This is a genomic window from Streptomyces sp. NPDC048211, assembly GCF_043202315.1.
In the GTDB taxonomy this organism is placed as follows: Bacteria; Actinomycetota; Actinomycetes; order Streptomycetales; family Streptomycetaceae; genus Streptomyces.
Genome location: NZ_JBIDAD010000004.1, coordinates 661,107 through 676,827 on the forward strand (window position 1 = coordinate 661,107; position 15,721 = coordinate 676,827).

Consider the following 15,721-nt stretch of genomic DNA (forward strand, 5'->3'; position numbering starts at 1 on the left):
GTTCACGTCACTTTGACGACGTCGATAGCGTCGATGTGACGCATCCGCCTGCTGGGGCGGTGTGCGAGCATGAATGGAACAGGCAAACGCCCGGCCCGGAATGAATCCGCGGCCTCGACGGTTGCAACGTCGGCAAGCAGTCTCCGTACAACCCGGGAGAGAAGCAGATGTCCGTATCGGACGAGACCACCACCGTGAGCGACGGCATCCTCCTGTCCGACGCCGCCGCAGCCAAGGTCAAGGGCCTGCTGGAGCAGGAAGGCCGCGACGACCTGGCGCTGCGCGTCGCCGTCCAGCCCGGCGGCTGCTCCGGCCTGCGTTACCAGCTCTTCTTCGATGAGCGTTCGCTGGACGGCGATGTCGTGAAGGACTTCGACGGCGTCAAGGTCGTCACCGACCGGATGAGCGCCCCGTACCTGGGTGGCGCCTCCGTCGACTTCGTCGACACCATCGAGAAGCAGGGCTTCACCATCGACAACCCGAACGCCACGGGTTCCTGCGCCTGCGGTGACTCCTTCAGCTAAGCGCGAAGCCGCCGGCCGCGAGGCGACGGCGGCGACAGTACGGCGGCGGCCCCGGAATCGAAGATTCCGGGGCCGCCGCCGTACGCGTGCGCGGGTCGGTCAGCCGCGCGGCACCGAGGTGCCCGACGCCGCGTCGACGACGTGCCGCTCGCCCAGCGGCCGGTCCAGCGTGACCGTACGGGTCAGTTCCTTGGCGATCATGATGCAGACCTTCCCCTTCTCCGGCTTCGACTCCGTCAGGGACACCCGCACCGCGGAGCCGTCCTCGCTCGCACTCGCCGCGTACTTGCTGCAGACGCCGCCCCAGAACGTCACCGAGAGCGTCCGCCCGTCGGTGCTGTAGGAAAGGATCGTGCGTCCGGCCTCCGTCGTTCCGTCGCCGTCCGGCGTCTTCCCCGCCGGGGCGTCCTTCGTCAGGTACGCCGGATCCACGGCGACCTGGGCGACGGTGTCACCCGTACCGCCCGCGCCCTGGCGGAGTGTGAAGATCCAGGAGGGTACGAGCAGCTGCTTCCCGTCCACGTACCGGGCGGCGAGGCCGAAGGCCGCCTTGTCGACCGTCACCGTCGTCGTGGACGGCTCCGCCCCGGTCCGGGTGCCGCAGCTCATGGCGGACGGCTTCTCGCCGTTCTCCAGGGGAGCGGGGGTGGCGCAGTCGCCGGTCTTCCGTCCGCCCGTCGGCTGCGCGGCGTTCAGCTCCTTCAGCGCATCGTCCGCGCCGATCACCGGGTAGTCGGCACCCTTCTCCAGGCCCTTCAACTGCCCGCTGCCACCCGTCACCTCGCCGTCGGGCCCGACCTGGATCCCGGTCGCCCAGCCGTACGTCGGCAGTCCGTCCACCACCGGGTCGGCGTTCACGACCCGGACCGAGCCCATCAACTGGCGGGCGTCGAGGGCGGCGTCGTCCTGGCCGACGGCCTTCAGCACCGGCGCGGCGGCCGCCTTCGCGGCCTTCTCGCTCACGGGCGCCCCCGAGCCGCCCGGCGCCACGTCCTTGCTCGAACAGACCGTCGTGCTCTCGCAGTTGTCCGTGCCCCCGGAGCCGTACCGGGCGAACGTCCAGGTGCCGGGCGCCTGCTTGGTCACCCGCAGTACCGGTCCCGAGCCGTCCCCGTCGGAGCCCACCTTCCAGGACGTGCCCTCGGCCCGCGGGGTGCCCCGCACGCCCAGCGCCTCGGCGAGCCGGGCCACCTCGGACGACGCCACGGTCCCGGTGGGGCGTTGGACGGCCGCCTTGTCCGGACCCTCCGGCAGGGCGCCGGACGCGCGGTAGACGACCCGGCCGCCGTGCGGATCGGGCTCACCCGGCGCGATGCCCGGGGGCGGAGCCGAGGGGCGGGGGGAGGGCGTGGCCGGCCCGTCCGCGCGCTCGTCCAGGGAGAGGAGCGGGGGAGTCGGGCCGGAGCCGTCCGCGGCGCTGTACTCGCCGCCGCCACCGCCTTCCGCCGCGGTCGCGGCCCAGTAGGCGCCGCCGCCGGCCAGGAGTACGGCCGCCGCCACCGAGGCCACGGCGAGGGGAGACCGCCGCCGCGGGCGGGTCGCATCGTTGTCGGGTCGCTCGGTACTCACCGGTTCGCTCCTTCGCCTCGTGCGTCAGGGCCCGGTACGGGCCCGTCCCGCTGGTGCGGACACCGTTGGGACGGGGTGCGGGCGCACACGGTTCCCTCCCGGGGCGGCCGTTGTGACGAGGAGCCCGGCGGTCTCAGTCGCCGTACTCCGCCGTCGCGTCGATCAGCCGGGCCGAAGCGGGCGGCACGGTCACGCCGTGAATGAGGGAAGGCGCCACAGGGGTGGAGACGGTCCTTGTGGGTACCACCCAGTGCGGAGCCATCCGTGCGCAGTCTCCGCGCAGCTCGGCCAGAGTGGTCTCGGACTCTCGCGAGGCGATGTTGTTCGGCATATCGGCACCGTAGGCACCCCCGGGCCCCGGAAGAAAGCCCTACTATCGGGTAGTTTTTCCGCTTCGCCTGATTGCCGGAACCGGTAGCGTTAACTGTCACGCCGACCCGGGAACGTGGACACCGTTCCCTCGACCTCCGCAGGAGCAGTCTCCCCGTGCGTATCGCAGTCACCGGCTCCATCGCCACTGACCACCTCATGACCTTCCCCGGCCGATTCGCCGACCAGCTGGTCGCCGATCAGCTGCACACGGTCTCGCTCTCCTTCCTGGTCGACAACCTGGACGTCCGCCGGGGAGGTGTCGCCGCCAACATCTGCTTCGGCATGGGGCTGCTCGGCACCCGTCCGCTCCTGGTCGGCGCCGCGGGCTCCGACTTCGACGAGTACCGGGCCTGGCTCGACCGCCACGGCGTCGACACCGGGTCGGTGCGGATCTCCGAGGTCCTGCACACCGCCCGCTTCGTCTGCACGACGGACGCCGACCACAACCAGATCGGCTCCTTCTACACGGGAGCCATGAGCGAGGCCCGGCTGATCGAGCTGAAGGCCGTCGCCGACCGCGTGGGCGGCCTCGACCTCGTCTCCATCGGCGCCGACGACCCCGAGGGGATGCTCCGCCACACCGAGGAGTGCCGCTCCCGCGGGATCCCGTTCGCCGCCGACTTCTCGCAGCAGATCGCGCGGATGGACGGTGACGAGATCCGCATCCTGCTCGACGGCGCCACGTACCTCTTCTCCAACGAGTACGAGAAGGGGCTCATCGAGTCCAAGACCGGCTGGACCGACGCCGAGATCCTCGCCAGGGTCGGCCACCGGGTCACCACCCTCGGCGCACGGGGCGTGCGGATCGAGCGCGTCGGCGAGGAGCCGATCGAGGTCGGCTGCCCGGAGGAGAACGTCAAGGCCGACCCGACCGGCGTCGGCGACGCGTTCCGTGCCGGATTCCTCTCCGGTCTCGCCTGGGGCGTCGGCCTGGAGCGGGCCGCCCAGGTCGGCTGCATGCTCGCCACCCTGGTCATCGAGACGGTCGGCACCCAGGAGTACACCCTGCACCGCAACCACTTCATGGACCGCTTCACCAAGGCGTACGGACACGAGGCCGCGGCCGAGGTGCGCACGCACCTCGCGTAGGAGGCGTTCAGGAGAGCCGGCGGACCACATAGGCCGAGCCCCGGTCCGCCGGCTCCTCACCCACGTACTCCTGCTCACGCATCGCACACCAGGCCGGGATGTCGAGGCGCGCAGCCTCGTCGTCGGACAGGACCGTCACCGTCCCGCCCACCGGTACCTCTCCGATCACCTTTGCGAGCTCGATCACCGGAATCGGGCAGCGCCGCCCGAGTGCGTCGACGACCAGCGAGGGCGCCGCGGCGGGGGAGGGGGCGGCCGCGGCGGGGGCGCCCAGCTTCTCCCGCACGCGTGCCACCGCCGGAGGCAGCACCTCCAGGAAGCGGTCGACGTCCTCCTCGGACGTGCCCGACGGCAGCGACACGCGGACATTGCCCTCCGAGAGCACCCCCATCGCCTTGAGTACATGGCTGGGCGTCAGGGTGCTGCTCGTGCAGGACGAACCGGACGACACGGAGAAGCCGGCCCGGTCCAGCTCATGGAGCAGGGTCTCCCCATCGACATAGAGACAGGAGAAGGTGACGAGATGCGGCAGCCGCCGCACCGGATCGCCGACCACCTCCACATCGGGCACCAGCTCCGGCACCCGGGCCCGGATCCGGTCGACCAGGGCCCGCAGCCGCAGCGCCTCGGCGGCGGCCTCGGCCCGCACCGCCCGCAGCGACGCCGCCGCGGCCACGATCGCCGGGATGTCCTCGAATCCGGCGGCCCGTCCCGACTCCCGTTCGTCCGTGGGCCCTTGGGCCGCGAACCGCACGCCCTTGCGGACCGCGAGGAGTCCGACCCCGGCCGGGCCGCCCCACTTGTGGGCGCTCGCCGTCAGCAGCGACCAGCCGGCCGGCACCGGTCCCCACCCGAGGGACTGCGCGGCGTCCACCAGCAGCGGCACCCCCGCGGCCCGGCAGAACTCCGCCACCTCGGCCACCGGCTGCCCGGTGCCCACCTCGTGGTTGGCCGACTGCAGGCAGGCCAGCGCGGTGTCCTCGCGCAGCGCGTCCGCGTAGGCCTGCGCGCTCACCGCGCCCGTACCGTCCACCGCCACCTCGGTGAAGGTTCCGCCGCCGCTCTCGTGGGTGGCGGCCGAATGGAGCACCGACGAGTGTTCGACCGCCGACACCACCAGATGGCGGCCGACACGCCGACGCCCCGCGAGCGCTCCGGAAATTCCGGAATGGACCGCCCGCGTGCCCGACGAGGTGAAAGTCAGCTCGTCGGGACGGCAGCCGACGGCCTCCGCGGCCGCCTCCCGGGCCGCGTCCAGCAGCAGCCGGGCACGCCGTCCCTCCCGGTGGAGACGGGCCGGGTCGGCCCAGCCCTCGTCCAGCGCGGCAAGCAGCGCCTGGCGGGCGACGGGATGGAGGGGGGCTGCGGACGCGGCGTCGAAGTAGGGCACCCGGCCACGCTAGCCCGGCCCCGGCCGAGGCCCGTGACCCGGCCGCCCGGACGGCCGGGAGAGAGGGCGTCAGATGGCGGCCGGAGCCCCGGATTCCACCCCTTCGGGGAGTCGGGCGGCGCGTTGGGCACCCTCCCCGCGCGACCCCAAATAGCGTCCAGTAGGGTTTGGTCCGCATAAACATCCAAACCCCTGCCCGCGTCAGGGCCGGCGACCGACCAGCGAGACGGGCGCGCCGACCGTGCGGGCGAGACTCTCGGGAAGGCGCTACGTGAGTCCCAACGGCTCCGACCGCTTGTCGCGGCGCCCGATGCGGCGGAAGCTGCCGCAGGTGCTGACTGCGGGCCTGGTCCTGGCGACGGCCTCCGGTTGTTCCTACAACTGGCAGGATTTCCCCCGCCTCGGTATGCCCACCCCGGTAACGGAAGAGGCTCCTCGGATCCTTTCCCTCTGGCAGGGCTCGTGGGCGGCAGCGCTCGCCACGGGTGTCCTTGTCTGGGGACTGATCATCTGGAGCGTCATCTTCCACCGGCGTAGCCGCACCAAGGTGGAGGTACCTCCGCAGACCCGGTACAACATGCCCATCGAGGCCCTGTACACCGTGGTCCCTCTGATCATCGTCTCGGTGTTGTTCTACTTCACCGCGCGCGACGAGACGAAGCTCCTCACGCTCTCCCCGAAGCCCGCCCACACCGTCAACGTGGTCGGCTTCCAGTGGAGCTGGGGCTTCAACTACATCGAGAACGTGGACGGCTCCGCCGCCACGGGCAACGAGGTCCCCAAGGAGCTCGACGCCATCCCGGACAGGTTCCGCAAGGACTTCCCCAAGGGTGCGGACGGCGTCTACGACGTCGGCATCCCGGGGACCAGGAACCCGCAGACCGGCAACCCCGGCCCCACCCTGTGGCTGCCCAAGGGCGAGAAGGTCCGTTTCATCCTGACTTCGCGTGACGTCATCCACTCCTTCTGGGTGGTGCCGTTCCTCATGAAGCAGGACGTCATCCCGGGCCACACCAACGCCTTCGAGGTGACTCCCAACCAGGAGGGCACCTTCATGGGCAAGTGCGCCGAGCTCTGCGGCGCCGACCACTCCCGGATGCTCTTCAACGTCAAGGTCGTCTCCCCGGAGCGCTATCAGGCGCACCTCAAGGAGCTGGCGAAGAAGGGCCAGACGGGCTACGTGCCGGCCGGCATCGAGCAGACTGACCCGGCCAGGAATGCGGAGACGAACAAACTGTGAGCATCCTCAACGAACCTCAGGGTGCCGCGGCAGCAGACGACTCGTACGAGGATGAGCTGCCGGTCCGGCCCAAGCAGCCGGGAAACGTCGTCATCAAGTGGCTGACCACCACTGACCACAAGACGATCGGCACGATGTACCTGGTCACCTCGTTCGCGTTCTTCTGCATCGGCGGACTGATGGCGCTCTTCATGCGCGCCGAGCTGGCCCGTCCGGGCACGCAGATCATGTCGAACGAGCAGTTCAACCAGGCGTTCACGATGCACGGCACGATCATGCTGCTGATGTTCGCGACGCCGCTGTTCGCCGGATTCGCGAACTGGATCATGCCGCTGCAGATCGGCGCGCCCGACGTGGCGTTCCCGCGGCTGAACATGTTCGCGTACTGGCTGTACCTCTTCGGCTCGATCCTCGCGGTGGCCGGCTTCCTCACCCCGCAGGGTGCCGCCGACTTCGGCTGGTTCGCCTACTCCCCGCTGTCGGACGCGGTCCGTTCGCCGGGCGTCGGTGCCGACATGTGGATCATGGGTCTGGCCTTCTCCGGCTTCGGTACGATCCTCGGCTCGGTCAACTTCATCACCACGATCATCTGCATGCGCGCCCCCGGCATGACGATGTTCCGCATGCCGATCTTCGTCTGGAACGTCCTGCTGACCGGTGTGCTGGTCCTGCTGGCCTTCCCGGTGCTCGCCGCGGCGCTCTTCGCGCTGGAGGCGGACCGTAAATTCGGTGCGCATGTCTTCGACGCGTCCAACGGCGGCGCATTGCTCTGGCAACACCTCTTCTGGTTCTTCGGCCATCCAGAGGTGTACATCATCGCCTTGCCCTTCTTCGGGATCATTTCAGAAGTGATCCCGGTGTTCAGTCGCAAGCCGATGTTCGGATACATCGGCCTGGTGGCCGCGACGATTTCCATCGCCGGTCTCTCCGTGACCGTGTGGGCGCACCACATGTACGTCACCGGCGGTGTACTCCTGCCGTTCTTCTCCTTCATGACGTTCCTCATCGCGGTGCCCACCGGGGTGAAGTTCTTCAACTGGATCGGCACGATGTGGAAGGGCTCGCTGTCCTTCGAGACGCCGATGCTCTGGGCGATCGGCTTCCTGATCACCTTCACCTTCGGTGGTCTGACCGGTGTCATCCTGGCCTCGCCGCCGATGGACTTCCACGTCTCGGACTCGTACTTCGTGGTCGCGCACTTCCACTACGTCGTCTTCGGCACCGTGGTGTTCGCGATGTTCTCCGGATTCCACTTCTGGTGGCCGAAGTTCACCGGCAAGATGCTGGACGAGCGGCTCGGCAAGATCACCTTCTGGACGCTGTTCATCGGCTTCCACGGCACGTTCCTGGTGCAGCACTGGCTGGGCGCCGAGGGTATGCCGCGTCGTTACGCGGACTACCTGGCCGCGGACGGTTTCACCGCGCTGAACACGATCTCGACGATCTCCTCGTTCCTGCTCGGCCTGTCGATCCTGCCGTTCTTCTACAACGTCTGGAAGACCGCCAAGTACGGCAAGAAGATCGAGGTCGACGACCCGTGGGGCTACGGCCGTTCGCTGGAGTGGGCGACTTCCTGCCCGCCGCCGCGGCACAACTTCCTCACGCTGCCCCGGATCCGTTCCGAATCCCCGGCGTTCGACCTGCACCACCCCGAGATCACTGCCCTCGAGCAGCTGGATCACCTCTCCGAGGGTGACAAGGCCCTCGCCGGTGGCAAGGAGGCGGGCAAGTGAAGGTCCAGGGCAAGATGTTCCTCGGTCTGGCGCTGTTCATCCTCGTCATGGCCATCACGTACGGCGTGTGGTCCAAGGAGCCGGTCGGCACCACCGCGCTCGTCCTGGCCTTCGGCCTGAGCGTCATGATCGGCTTCTACCTGGCCTTCACGGCCCGGCGGGTCGACGCGCTGGCGCAGGACAACAAGGAAGCCGACGTGGCGGACGAGGCCGGCGAGGTGGGGTTCTTCTCCCCGCACAGCTGGCAGCCGCTCTCGCTGGCGGTCGGCGGCATCCTCGCCTTCATGGGAGTCGTCTTCGGCTGGTGGCTGCTCTTCTTCTCCCTCCCGATCATCCTGATCGGTCTGTTCGGCTGGGTCTTCGAGTACTACCGCGGTGAGAACCGCACCCAGTGACACCGCTCCACCCGTGACACCGCTCCACCTGACGGGGGGCCCGCACTTCCACGAGAAGTGCGGGCCCCCCGTTTGCAGTCATCCGGCGCGCTGAAACGGATGAATCTTCTTAGCGTGGGTTCATGAACCACACGCCGCGTACCCGTCCCGTCATGAGCTGCGCTCTGCTGGCCGCGACCCTGGTCGCAGGGGCGGCAGCCTGTGGGCAGTCCGACGACCATCCGCTCTCGGCGCAGCCGTTCGACGCGGCCGACGAGATCTCCTCCAACACCCCCGACGGGAGCGAGAAGGTCGATCCGGACAAGCCCCTCGAAGTCAGCGTCGACGAAGACGACGGCCGGATCACCGATGTGACGGCCGTGGACACCGAAGGACGCCATCTGGCGGGCGAACTCGAAGCCGACGGGCACCGCTGGCACTCCACGGCCCCGCTCGCCGCAGGAACCCGCTACACGGTCAAGGTCGGCATGGAGGACGACGACGGCGCTCCAGGCAGCCGTACGCTCTCCTTCGAGACCGCCGCGGCCAAGAAGTTCCTGAACGTCACCTTCGGCCCGCAGGCGGGCACCTACGGCGTCGGACAGCCCGTCACAGCGGTACTCAGCGCTCCGGTTGCCGACAGAGCCGCCCGCGCCACCGTGGAACGCGCCCTGAGGGTGCGCTCCACGCCCGCCGTGACCGGTTCCTGGTACTGGGTCGACGACAAGACGCTGCACTACCGGCCGCAGGACTACTGGCCGGCGAAGGCCACCATCGAGGTCAGCAGCAGCCTGACCGGCATCAAGGTGACCAACGCGCTGTACGGCGCCCCCACGAAGACGCTGAAGATCACCACCGGGGACCGCATCGAGGCCATCACCGACGCCTCGGAGCACTCCATGACGGTCAAGCGCAACGGGGAAGTGATCAACACCATTCCGGTGACCACGGGCAAGCCGGGCTTCTCCACGCGCAACGGCGTCAAGGTCGTGCTGGGGAAGGAACAATACGTACGTATGCGCGGGGAATCGATCGGCATCGCGGAGGGCTCGGAGGACTCGTACGACCTGCCGGTCTACTGGGCGACGCGGGTCACCTGGAGCGGCGAGTACGTGCACGCGGCCCCGTGGTCCACCGGATCGCAGGGGTCCGCGAACGTCAGCCACGGCTGCACCGGCATGAGCACCAGCGAGGCCGAGTGGTTCTTCAACACCGTCCGCGAGGGCGACATCGTCACGGTCGTCGGCAGTGAGGGCGAGACCATGACGCCGTTCGACAACGGCTACGGCGACTGGAACCTGTCCTGGGCCAAGTGGCAGAAGGGCAGCGCGCTGAACAACGACGCCACGCCGGACCGTGTCGACACGGTCCGGGCGGCGCGGTTGCGCCCCCAGGTCTGACGGCCCGGGGTGCGCCGCGCCTCGGAGAGCCGGGAAGGCGGGGCCTCAGGCCCCTACGGAGAGCCTGCTGCGCAGCAGGGCGGCCAGGGCGTCCGCGAACTCGACCGGTTCGACCGGAAGGGTCACCGCGGCGTCCGCGCGGCTCCAGGTGGCCAGCCAGGCGTCCTGGGGGCGGCCGATCAGCAGCAGCACCGGCGGGCAGCGGAAGATCTCGTCCTTGATCTGCCGGCAGACGCCCATGCCGCCCGCGGGGGCCGTCTCGCCGTCCAACACGCAGACGTCGACGCCTCCGTGGTCCAGCGCGTCCAGGACGGCGGGCAGGGTGGCGCACTCCAGGAACTCGACCTGCGGTACGTCCGCAGCAGGCCTGCGCCCGGCCGCCAGCCTCACCTGCTCACGGGTGTGTGCGTTGTCGCTGTAGACCAGGACCGTGGCGGTCGGCTGCATTGTTCCTCCGTGACATCCGTGTCTTCGGGGCCGTCGGGGCCCCCGGTGCGTGAGGGCGGTCCGATGCGCGGATCGTACTCCGCCCGACTGCCTGTCAGCATCGCTTCGGACAGGGGTTCCATGGGCCGTTCGGGGAGGACACACCCCTCTGACACACCGAACGGCACCCCCCGGAGTGAGGGCGGGATAAGCGACCGACATAATGTCGGTCGTGGCGACAGCAACGACAGTAGAAACCGGGCACGCGCACCCGTCGGTCAATCGGCCGAACCTCACCAGCGTCGGAACCATCATCTGGTTGAGTTCCGAGCTGATGTTCTTCGCGGCCCTCTTCGCGATGTACTTCACCCTGCGATCGGTGACCGGACCGGATCACTGGAAGGAAATGGCGTCAGCCCTGAACTTCCCGTTCTCGGCGACGAACACCACGATCCTGGTGCTCTCCTCACTCACCTGCCAGCTCGGCGTCTTCGCCGCGGAGCGGGGCGACGTGAAGAAGCTCCGTACCTGGTTCGTGATCACTTTCGTGATGGGTTCGATCTTCATCGGAGGCCAGGTCTTCGAGTACACGGAGCTGGTGAAGAAGGACGGCCTCTCGCTGTCCTCGGATCCGTACGGCTCGGTGTTCTACCTGACCACCGGCTTCCACGGTCTGCACGTGACAGGCGGCCTCATCGCCTTCCTGCTCGTTCTGGGCAGGACATACGCAGCCAAGAGGTTCACCCATGAGCAGGCGACCGCAGCCATCGTCGTGTCCTATTACTGGCACTTCGTCGATGTCGTGTGGATCGGCCTGTTCGCCACGATCTACATGATCAAGTAACCGGGCTCGTACCCGAACCATCATCGACGCAGAAGATCCTGACACCGGGGTAATCCGTGAAAAAGCTCTCCGCACGACGACGCCATCCGTTGGCGGCGGTCGTCGTACTACTCCTCGCGCTTGCGGCTACTGGGGGGCTGTACGCCGCGTTTGCGCCCGCGAGTAAGGCGCAGGCCGACGACACCGCCCAGTCCCTCGCCATCGACGAGGGCAAGAAGCTGTACTCCGTCGGTTGCGCCAGCTGCCACGGAACCGGCGGTCAGGGCACCACCGACGGGCCCCAGCTTGTCGGCGTGGGCTCCGCCGCCGTTGACTTCCAGGTCGGTACGGGCCGTATGCCGGCACAGCAGCCGGGCGCCCAGGTACCGAAGAAGAAGGTCATCTACACCCAGGCCGAGATCGACCAGCTCGCGGCGTACGTCGCGTCGCTCGGCGCCGGCCCGATCGTCCCGACCAAGAGCCAGGTCAGCCCCGAGGGGGCGGACGTCGCCAAGGGTGGCGACCTGTTCCGTACCAACTGCGCCCAGTGCCACAACTTCACCGGTGAGGGCGGCGCGCTGACAAACGGCAAGTACGCCCCGAACCTCGAAGGCGTGGACCCGAAGCACATCTACGAGGCCATGCAGACCGGCCCGCAGAGCATGCCGTCCTTCCCCGACTCGACGATGCCCGAGCAGCAGAAGCGGGACATCATCGCGTACGTCCAGACCGTGAACAGTTCGCAGGCCGAGAGCCCGGGTGGCCTCAAGCTGGGCGGCCTCGGTCCGGTCAGCGAGGGTCTCTTCGGCTGGATCTTCGGGCTCGGCGCACTGATCGCAGTTGCCGTCTGGGTCGCGGCCCACACCGCTAAGGCCAAGAAGTCATGAGTAGCCAAGAGATTCCAGAAGAGAACCTGCCCGAAGCGCAGGACGCCGCGCACGGCGCGGTAGAGGGTGCCGGCGATCCGTTCGCCGACCCGGGGCTGCCGGCCCACAGGCCGCGCATCCAGGACATCGACGAACGGGCCGCCAAGCGGTCCGAGCGCGCGGTCGCGTTCATGTTCACGCTGTCCATGCTGGCGACGGTCGGCTTCATCGCCTCCTACGTCATCTTCCCGGTCGACAAGATCGTCTACATCTTCCCGTTCGGCCATGTGAGCGCGCTCAACTTCTCCCTGGGGCTGACCCTGGGCGTGGCGCTCTTCGCGATCGGTGCCGGTGCCGTCCACTGGGCGCGCACCCTGATGTCGGACGTGGAGGTCGCGGACGAGCGTCACGCGATCGCTGCCGAGCCCGAGGTCAAGGCGAAGGTTCTCGCCGACTTCGCGGCGGGTGCCGAGGAGTCCGCGTTCGGCCGGCGCAAGCTGATCCGCAACACGATGTTCGGCGCGCTGGCCCTGGTGCCGCTCGCCGGCGTGGTGCTGCTGCGCGACCTCGGTCCGCTGCCGGAGAAGAAGCTCCGCTCGACCATGTGGGCCAAGGGCAAGCAGCTCGTCAACATGAACACGATGGAGCCGCTGCGTCCCGAGGACGTCGTCGTCGGTTCGCTGACCTTCGCCATGCCCGAGGGCCTGGAGGAGGACGCGCACGACTTCCAGAAGCAGATCGCCAAGGCCGCCCTGATGATCGTCCGCATCGAGCCGGACAACATCAAGGACAAGCGCGAGCGCGAGTGGGCCCACGAGGGAATCGTGGCCTTCTCCAAGATCTGCACCCACGTGGGCTGCCCGATCAGCCTGTACGAGCAGCAGACGCACCACGTGCTCTGCCCGTGCCACCAGTCCACCTTCGACCTCTCCGACGGCGCCCGCGTCATCTTCGGTCCGGCCGGTCACGCTCTTCCGCAGCTGCGGATCGGCGTGAACAGCGAGGGCAACCTCGAGGCGCTCGGTGACTTCGAAGAGCCCGTCGGTCCTGCATTCTGGGAGCGCGGATGAGTACTGCGACCGATACGAAGCGCAAGGCGCCCGCCGGTGAGAAGGTTGCCGACTGGGCGGACGGCCGGCTCGGGATCTACTCCCTGGCCAAGGCCAACATGCGCAAGATCTTCCCGGACCACTGGTCCTTCATGCTCGGTGAGATCTGCCTCTACAGCTTCATCATCATCATCCTCACGGGTGTGTACCTGACGCTGTTCTTCCACCCGAGCATGAACGAGGTCGTGTACCACGGCCCGTACGAGCCCATGCAGGGCATCCGGATGTCCGAGGCCTACGCCTCGACGGTGAACATCAGCTTCGACGTCCGCGGAGGTCTGCTGGTCCGGCAGATCCACCACTGGGCCGCGCTGATCTTCCTGGCCGGCATGTTCGTGCACATGATGCGCGTCTTCTTCACGGGTGCGTTCCGCAAGCCCCGTGAGATCAACTGGCTGTTCGGCTTCCTGCTGTTCGTCCTGGGCATGTTCACCGGTTTCACCGGTTACTCGCTCCCGGACGACCTGCTCTCCGGCACCGGTGTCCGCTTCATGGAGGGCGCGATCCTGTCCGTACCGATCGTCGGTACGTACCTGTCGATGTTCCTCTTCGGCGGAGAGTTCCCGGGCGGCGACTTCGTCGCCAGGTTCTACTCGGTGCACATCCTGCTGCTGCCGGGCATCATGATGGGCCTGCTGGTGGCCCACCTGATCCTGGTCTTCTACCACAAGCACACGCAGTTCGCGGGTCCCGGACGGACCAACAAGAACGTCGTCGGCATGCCGCTGCTGCCCATCTACATGGCGAAGGCCGGAGGCTTCTTCTTCCTGGTCTTCGGTGTCATCGCCGCCATCGCGGGCATCGCCACGATCAACCCGATCTGGGCCATCGGCCCGTACCGGCCGGACCAGGTGTCCACCGGTGCCCAGCCCGACTGGTACATGGGCTTCTCCGAGGGCCTGATCCGCGTCATGCCGGGCTGGGAGATCAACCTGTGGGGCCACACCCTGGTCCTGGGTGTGTTCATTCCGCTGGTGATCTTCCCGCTGGTCCTGGCCGCGATCGCGGTCTACCCGTTCATCGAGTCCTGGGTCACCGGGGACAAGCGCGAGCACCACATCCTGGACCGCCCGCGCAACGTTCCGACCCGTACCGCCTTCGGTGTCGCCTGGATCACCTGGTACATGGTGCTGCTCGTGGGTGGTGGCAACGACCTGTGGGCCACGCACTTCCACCTGTCGATCAACTCCATCACCTGGTTCGTGCGGATCGCGTTCTTCGTCGCTCCGGTCCTCGCGTTCATCGCGACGAAGCGGATCTGCCTCGGCCTTCAGCGCCGGGACAAGGAGAAGGTGCTGCACGGGCGCGAGTCCGGTCTCATCAAGCGCCTGCCGCACGGTGAGTTCGTCGAGGTGCACGAGCCGCTGGCACCCGCGCAGCTGCACACGCTCACCGCGCACGAGCAGTACAAGCCGGTCGAGATCGGCCCGACGGTCGACGAGAACGGTGTCGAGCGCAAGGTGTCCCCGGTGACGAAGCTGCGGGCCAAGCTCAGCAAGGGCTTCTACGGCGAGAACAGCCAGATCGAGAAGCCCACCGCCGAGGAGTACAAGGAGATCACCAGCGGCCACGGCCACCACTGATCACCTGAACTGATCGCCACAGCAGGAGCCCCGTCCATCGCATGGACGGGGCTCTTCGCTGTCCCCGGGGCTCGATAGGGTGGTCACGTTCGTTTTATCGGCTGTGGACCCAGGAGTGGACCATGAACGTTGTGACCCCGGTCGGCGGCGACAGCGTGGCGGCCCGTTCCTGGCCCGGCGTGCTGACCCCCCTGCTGCGCGGCCAGGACCTGACCGCCGACGACACCGCCTGGGCGATGGACCGCATCATGAGCGGCGAGGCGACCGATGTGCAGATCGCCGGCTTCGCGGTGGCGCTGCGCGCCAAGGGCGAGACCGTCACGGAGGTCTCCGGACTGGTCCGTGCGATGTACGAGCACGCCACGACCATCCACGTGCCCGGCCGTACGGTCGACATCGTGGGCACCGGCGGGGACATGGCCAAGACGGTCAACATCTCCACCATGTCGGCGATCGTCGTCGCCGGGACCGGCGCCAAGGTCGTCAAGCACGGCAACCGCGCCTCGTCGTCGGCCAGCGGTTCCTCCGACGTCCTGGGCAAGCTCGGCGTCAACCTGGAACTGCCCCCGCAGCGGGTGGTGGAGGTGGCCGAGGAAGCGGGCATCACCTTCTGCTTCGCCGTGAAGTTCCACCCCGCCCTGCGGTACGCGGCGAAGGCCCGGTCCGAGCTCGGCGCGCCGACCACGTTCAACATCCTCGGGCCGCTCACCAACCCGGCCAAGGTGCGCTCGCAGGCGATCGGCGTCGCCGACCTGCGGATGGCGCCCATCGTCGCGGGCGTCCTCGCCGAGCGCGGCAACTCCTCCCTGGTCTTCCGGGGCGACGACGGCCTGGACGAGCTGACCACCACCGCGACCTCCCGCGTCTGGGTCGCCAGGGACGGCGTGGTGCGCGAGGAGGCCTTCGACCCGCGCGACGTCGGCATCGACCTGGTGCCGGTCGAGGCGCTGCGGGGCGCCGACGCCTCGTACAACGCCGATGTGGCCCGCCGGCTGCTCGCCGGCGAGACGGGCCCCGTACGGGACGCGGTGCTGCTCAACTCGGCGGCGGCGCTCGTCGCCCTGGACCCGGGGGAGGGCACGCTCGTCGAGCAGCTCACCGCGGGGATGGCCAAGGCCGCCGAGTCCATCGACTCGGGCGCGGCAGGCCGGGCGCTGGAGAGATGGGTCGTGGCCAGCAACGCCTGAGGGGCCGGCGTACGGAATGTGAGGCAGGGCGCAGTC

The 15,721-nt window shown here is 68.5% G+C and carries 15 protein-coding genes; 11 read left to right on the plus strand and 4 right to left on the minus strand.

Translation table 11 applies throughout. The annotated features are described in order from the left end of the window. Positions 1-167: 167 nt before the first annotated feature. A complete protein-coding gene (locus ACGFZA_RS19200; RefSeq protein WP_030970782.1) occupies positions 168-524 on the plus strand; it encodes an iron-sulfur cluster assembly accessory protein in 357 nt (118 codons plus the stop codon). A gap of 99 nt (positions 525-623) precedes the next feature. Here ACGFZA_RS19200 and ACGFZA_RS19205 read toward each other — a convergent pair whose 3' ends face one another. Next, positions 624-2,093 carry a hypothetical protein gene (locus ACGFZA_RS19205; protein WP_393680413.1) on the minus strand — a complete coding sequence of 490 codons (1,470 nt, stop codon included), beginning with the start codon at positions 2,091-2,093 and terminating at the stop codon, positions 624-626. A 133-nt stretch (positions 2,094-2,226) separates the two neighbouring features. Further along, positions 2,227-2,424, minus strand: a complete 198-nt coding sequence (locus tag ACGFZA_RS19210; protein ID WP_385287857.1) for a hypothetical protein — start codon at positions 2,422-2,424, stop codon at positions 2,227-2,229. 155 nt (positions 2,425-2,579) lie between these two features. On the opposite strand from ACGFZA_RS19210, the gene ACGFZA_RS19215 reads away from it, so the two are divergent. Next, positions 2,580-3,554: a carbohydrate kinase family protein gene (locus ACGFZA_RS19215; RefSeq protein WP_385287855.1), complete on the plus strand. Its 975-nt coding sequence runs from the start codon at positions 2,580-2,582 to the stop codon at positions 3,552-3,554. Positions 3,555-3,561: 7 nt separating this feature from the next. On the opposite strand, the gene ACGFZA_RS19220 is transcribed toward ACGFZA_RS19215, so the two are convergent. Next, positions 3,562-4,944 carry a cysteine desulfurase/sulfurtransferase TusA family protein gene (locus ACGFZA_RS19220; protein WP_393680416.1) on the minus strand — a complete coding sequence of 461 codons (1,383 nt, stop codon included), beginning with the start codon at positions 4,942-4,944 and terminating at the stop codon, positions 3,562-3,564. A gap of 271 nt (positions 4,945-5,215) precedes the next feature. Between ACGFZA_RS19220 and coxB the strand changes: the two genes are divergently transcribed. The 4 genes from coxB to ACGFZA_RS19240 all read left to right on the plus strand — a co-directional run bounded on the left by coxB (position 5,216) and on the right by ACGFZA_RS19240 (position 9,691). Next, complete coding sequence (gene coxB, locus ACGFZA_RS19225; protein WP_385287849.1) at positions 5,216-6,184, plus strand: cytochrome c oxidase subunit II; 969 nt, start codon at positions 5,216-5,218, stop codon at positions 6,182-6,184. Next, positions 6,181-7,917 carry a cytochrome c oxidase subunit I gene (gene ctaD / locus ACGFZA_RS19230; RefSeq protein WP_385287846.1) on the plus strand — a complete coding sequence of 579 codons (1,737 nt, stop codon included), beginning with the start codon at positions 6,181-6,183 and terminating at the stop codon, positions 7,915-7,917. Before coxB ends, ctaD begins: the two co-directional genes overlap by 4 nt. Further along, a complete protein-coding gene (locus tag ACGFZA_RS19235; RefSeq protein ID WP_385287843.1) occupies positions 7,914-8,312 on the plus strand; it encodes a cytochrome c oxidase subunit 4 in 399 nt (132 codons plus the stop codon). Before ctaD ends, ACGFZA_RS19235 begins: the two co-directional genes overlap by 4 nt. A 122-nt stretch (positions 8,313-8,434) precedes the next feature. Continuing rightward, positions 8,435-9,691, plus strand: a complete 1,257-nt coding sequence (locus ACGFZA_RS19240; RefSeq protein ID WP_393680420.1) for an Ig-like domain-containing protein — start codon at positions 8,435-8,437, stop codon at positions 9,689-9,691. Between the two features lie 45 nt (positions 9,692-9,736). Here the strand turns inward: ACGFZA_RS19240 and ACGFZA_RS19245 are convergent, their stop codons facing one another. Continuing rightward, entirely contained in the window at positions 9,737-10,138 is a 402-nt protein-coding gene (locus ACGFZA_RS19245; protein WP_326735763.1) for a hypothetical protein, read from the minus strand. Positions 10,139-10,340: 202 nt separating this feature from the next. Here ACGFZA_RS19245 and ACGFZA_RS19250 point away from each other — a divergent pair, with 202 nt between their 5' ends. The 5 genes from ACGFZA_RS19250 (at position 10,341) to trpD (ending at position 15,685) form a co-directional block, all read left to right on the plus strand. Continuing rightward, a complete protein-coding gene (locus ACGFZA_RS19250; protein WP_385287837.1) occupies positions 10,341-10,961 on the plus strand; it encodes a heme-copper oxidase subunit III in 621 nt (206 codons plus the stop codon). A 56-nt stretch (positions 10,962-11,017) separates the two neighbouring features. Further along, on the plus strand, positions 11,018-11,827 hold the full coding sequence (locus tag ACGFZA_RS19255) for a c-type cytochrome (RefSeq protein ID WP_385287834.1): 810 nt from the start codon (positions 11,018-11,020) through the stop codon (positions 11,825-11,827). Then, entirely contained in the window at positions 11,824-12,876 is a 1,053-nt protein-coding gene (locus ACGFZA_RS19260) for a Rieske 2Fe-2S domain-containing protein (RefSeq protein WP_385287831.1), read from the plus strand. Before ACGFZA_RS19255 ends, ACGFZA_RS19260 begins: the two co-directional genes overlap by 4 nt. Next, a complete protein-coding gene (locus ACGFZA_RS19265; RefSeq protein ID WP_385287828.1) occupies positions 12,873-14,498 on the plus strand; it encodes a cytochrome bc complex cytochrome b subunit in 1,626 nt (541 codons plus the stop codon). Before ACGFZA_RS19260 ends, ACGFZA_RS19265 begins: the two co-directional genes overlap by 4 nt. A 122-nt stretch (positions 14,499-14,620) precedes the next feature. Then, positions 14,621-15,685, plus strand: a complete 1,065-nt coding sequence (gene trpD / locus ACGFZA_RS19270; protein WP_385287826.1) for an anthranilate phosphoribosyltransferase — start codon at positions 14,621-14,623, stop codon at positions 15,683-15,685. Positions 15,686-15,721 lie beyond the last annotated feature (36 nt).

What these genes read in the sequence shown, in the direction of transcription:
- ACGFZA_RS19200 (WP_030970782.1), top strand. Translation starts at nt 168, where the DNA reads ATGTCCGTATCGGACGAGACCACCACCGTGAGCGACGGCATCCTCCTG.
- ACGFZA_RS19210 (WP_385287857.1), bottom strand. Translation starts at nt 2,424, where the DNA reads ATGCCGAACAACATCGCCTCGCGAGAGTCCGAGACCACTCTGGCCGAG.
- ACGFZA_RS19240 (WP_393680420.1), top strand. Translation starts at nt 8,435, where the DNA reads ATGAACCACACGCCGCGTACCCGTCCCGTCATGAGCTGCGCTCTGCTG.
- ACGFZA_RS19245 (WP_326735763.1), bottom strand. Translation starts at nt 10,138, where the DNA reads ATGCAGCCGACCGCCACGGTCCTGGTCTACAGCGACAACGCACACACC.
- ACGFZA_RS19250 (WP_385287837.1), top strand. Translation starts at nt 10,341, where the DNA reads ATGTCGGTCGTGGCGACAGCAACGACAGTAGAAACCGGGCACGCGCAC.
- ACGFZA_RS19260 (WP_385287831.1), top strand. Translation starts at nt 11,824, where the DNA reads ATGAGTAGCCAAGAGATTCCAGAAGAGAACCTGCCCGAAGCGCAGGAC.
- ACGFZA_RS19265 (WP_385287828.1), top strand. Translation starts at nt 12,873, where the DNA reads ATGAGTACTGCGACCGATACGAAGCGCAAGGCGCCCGCCGGTGAGAAG.
- trpD (WP_385287826.1), top strand. Translation starts at nt 14,621, where the DNA reads ATGAACGTTGTGACCCCGGTCGGCGGCGACAGCGTGGCGGCCCGTTCC.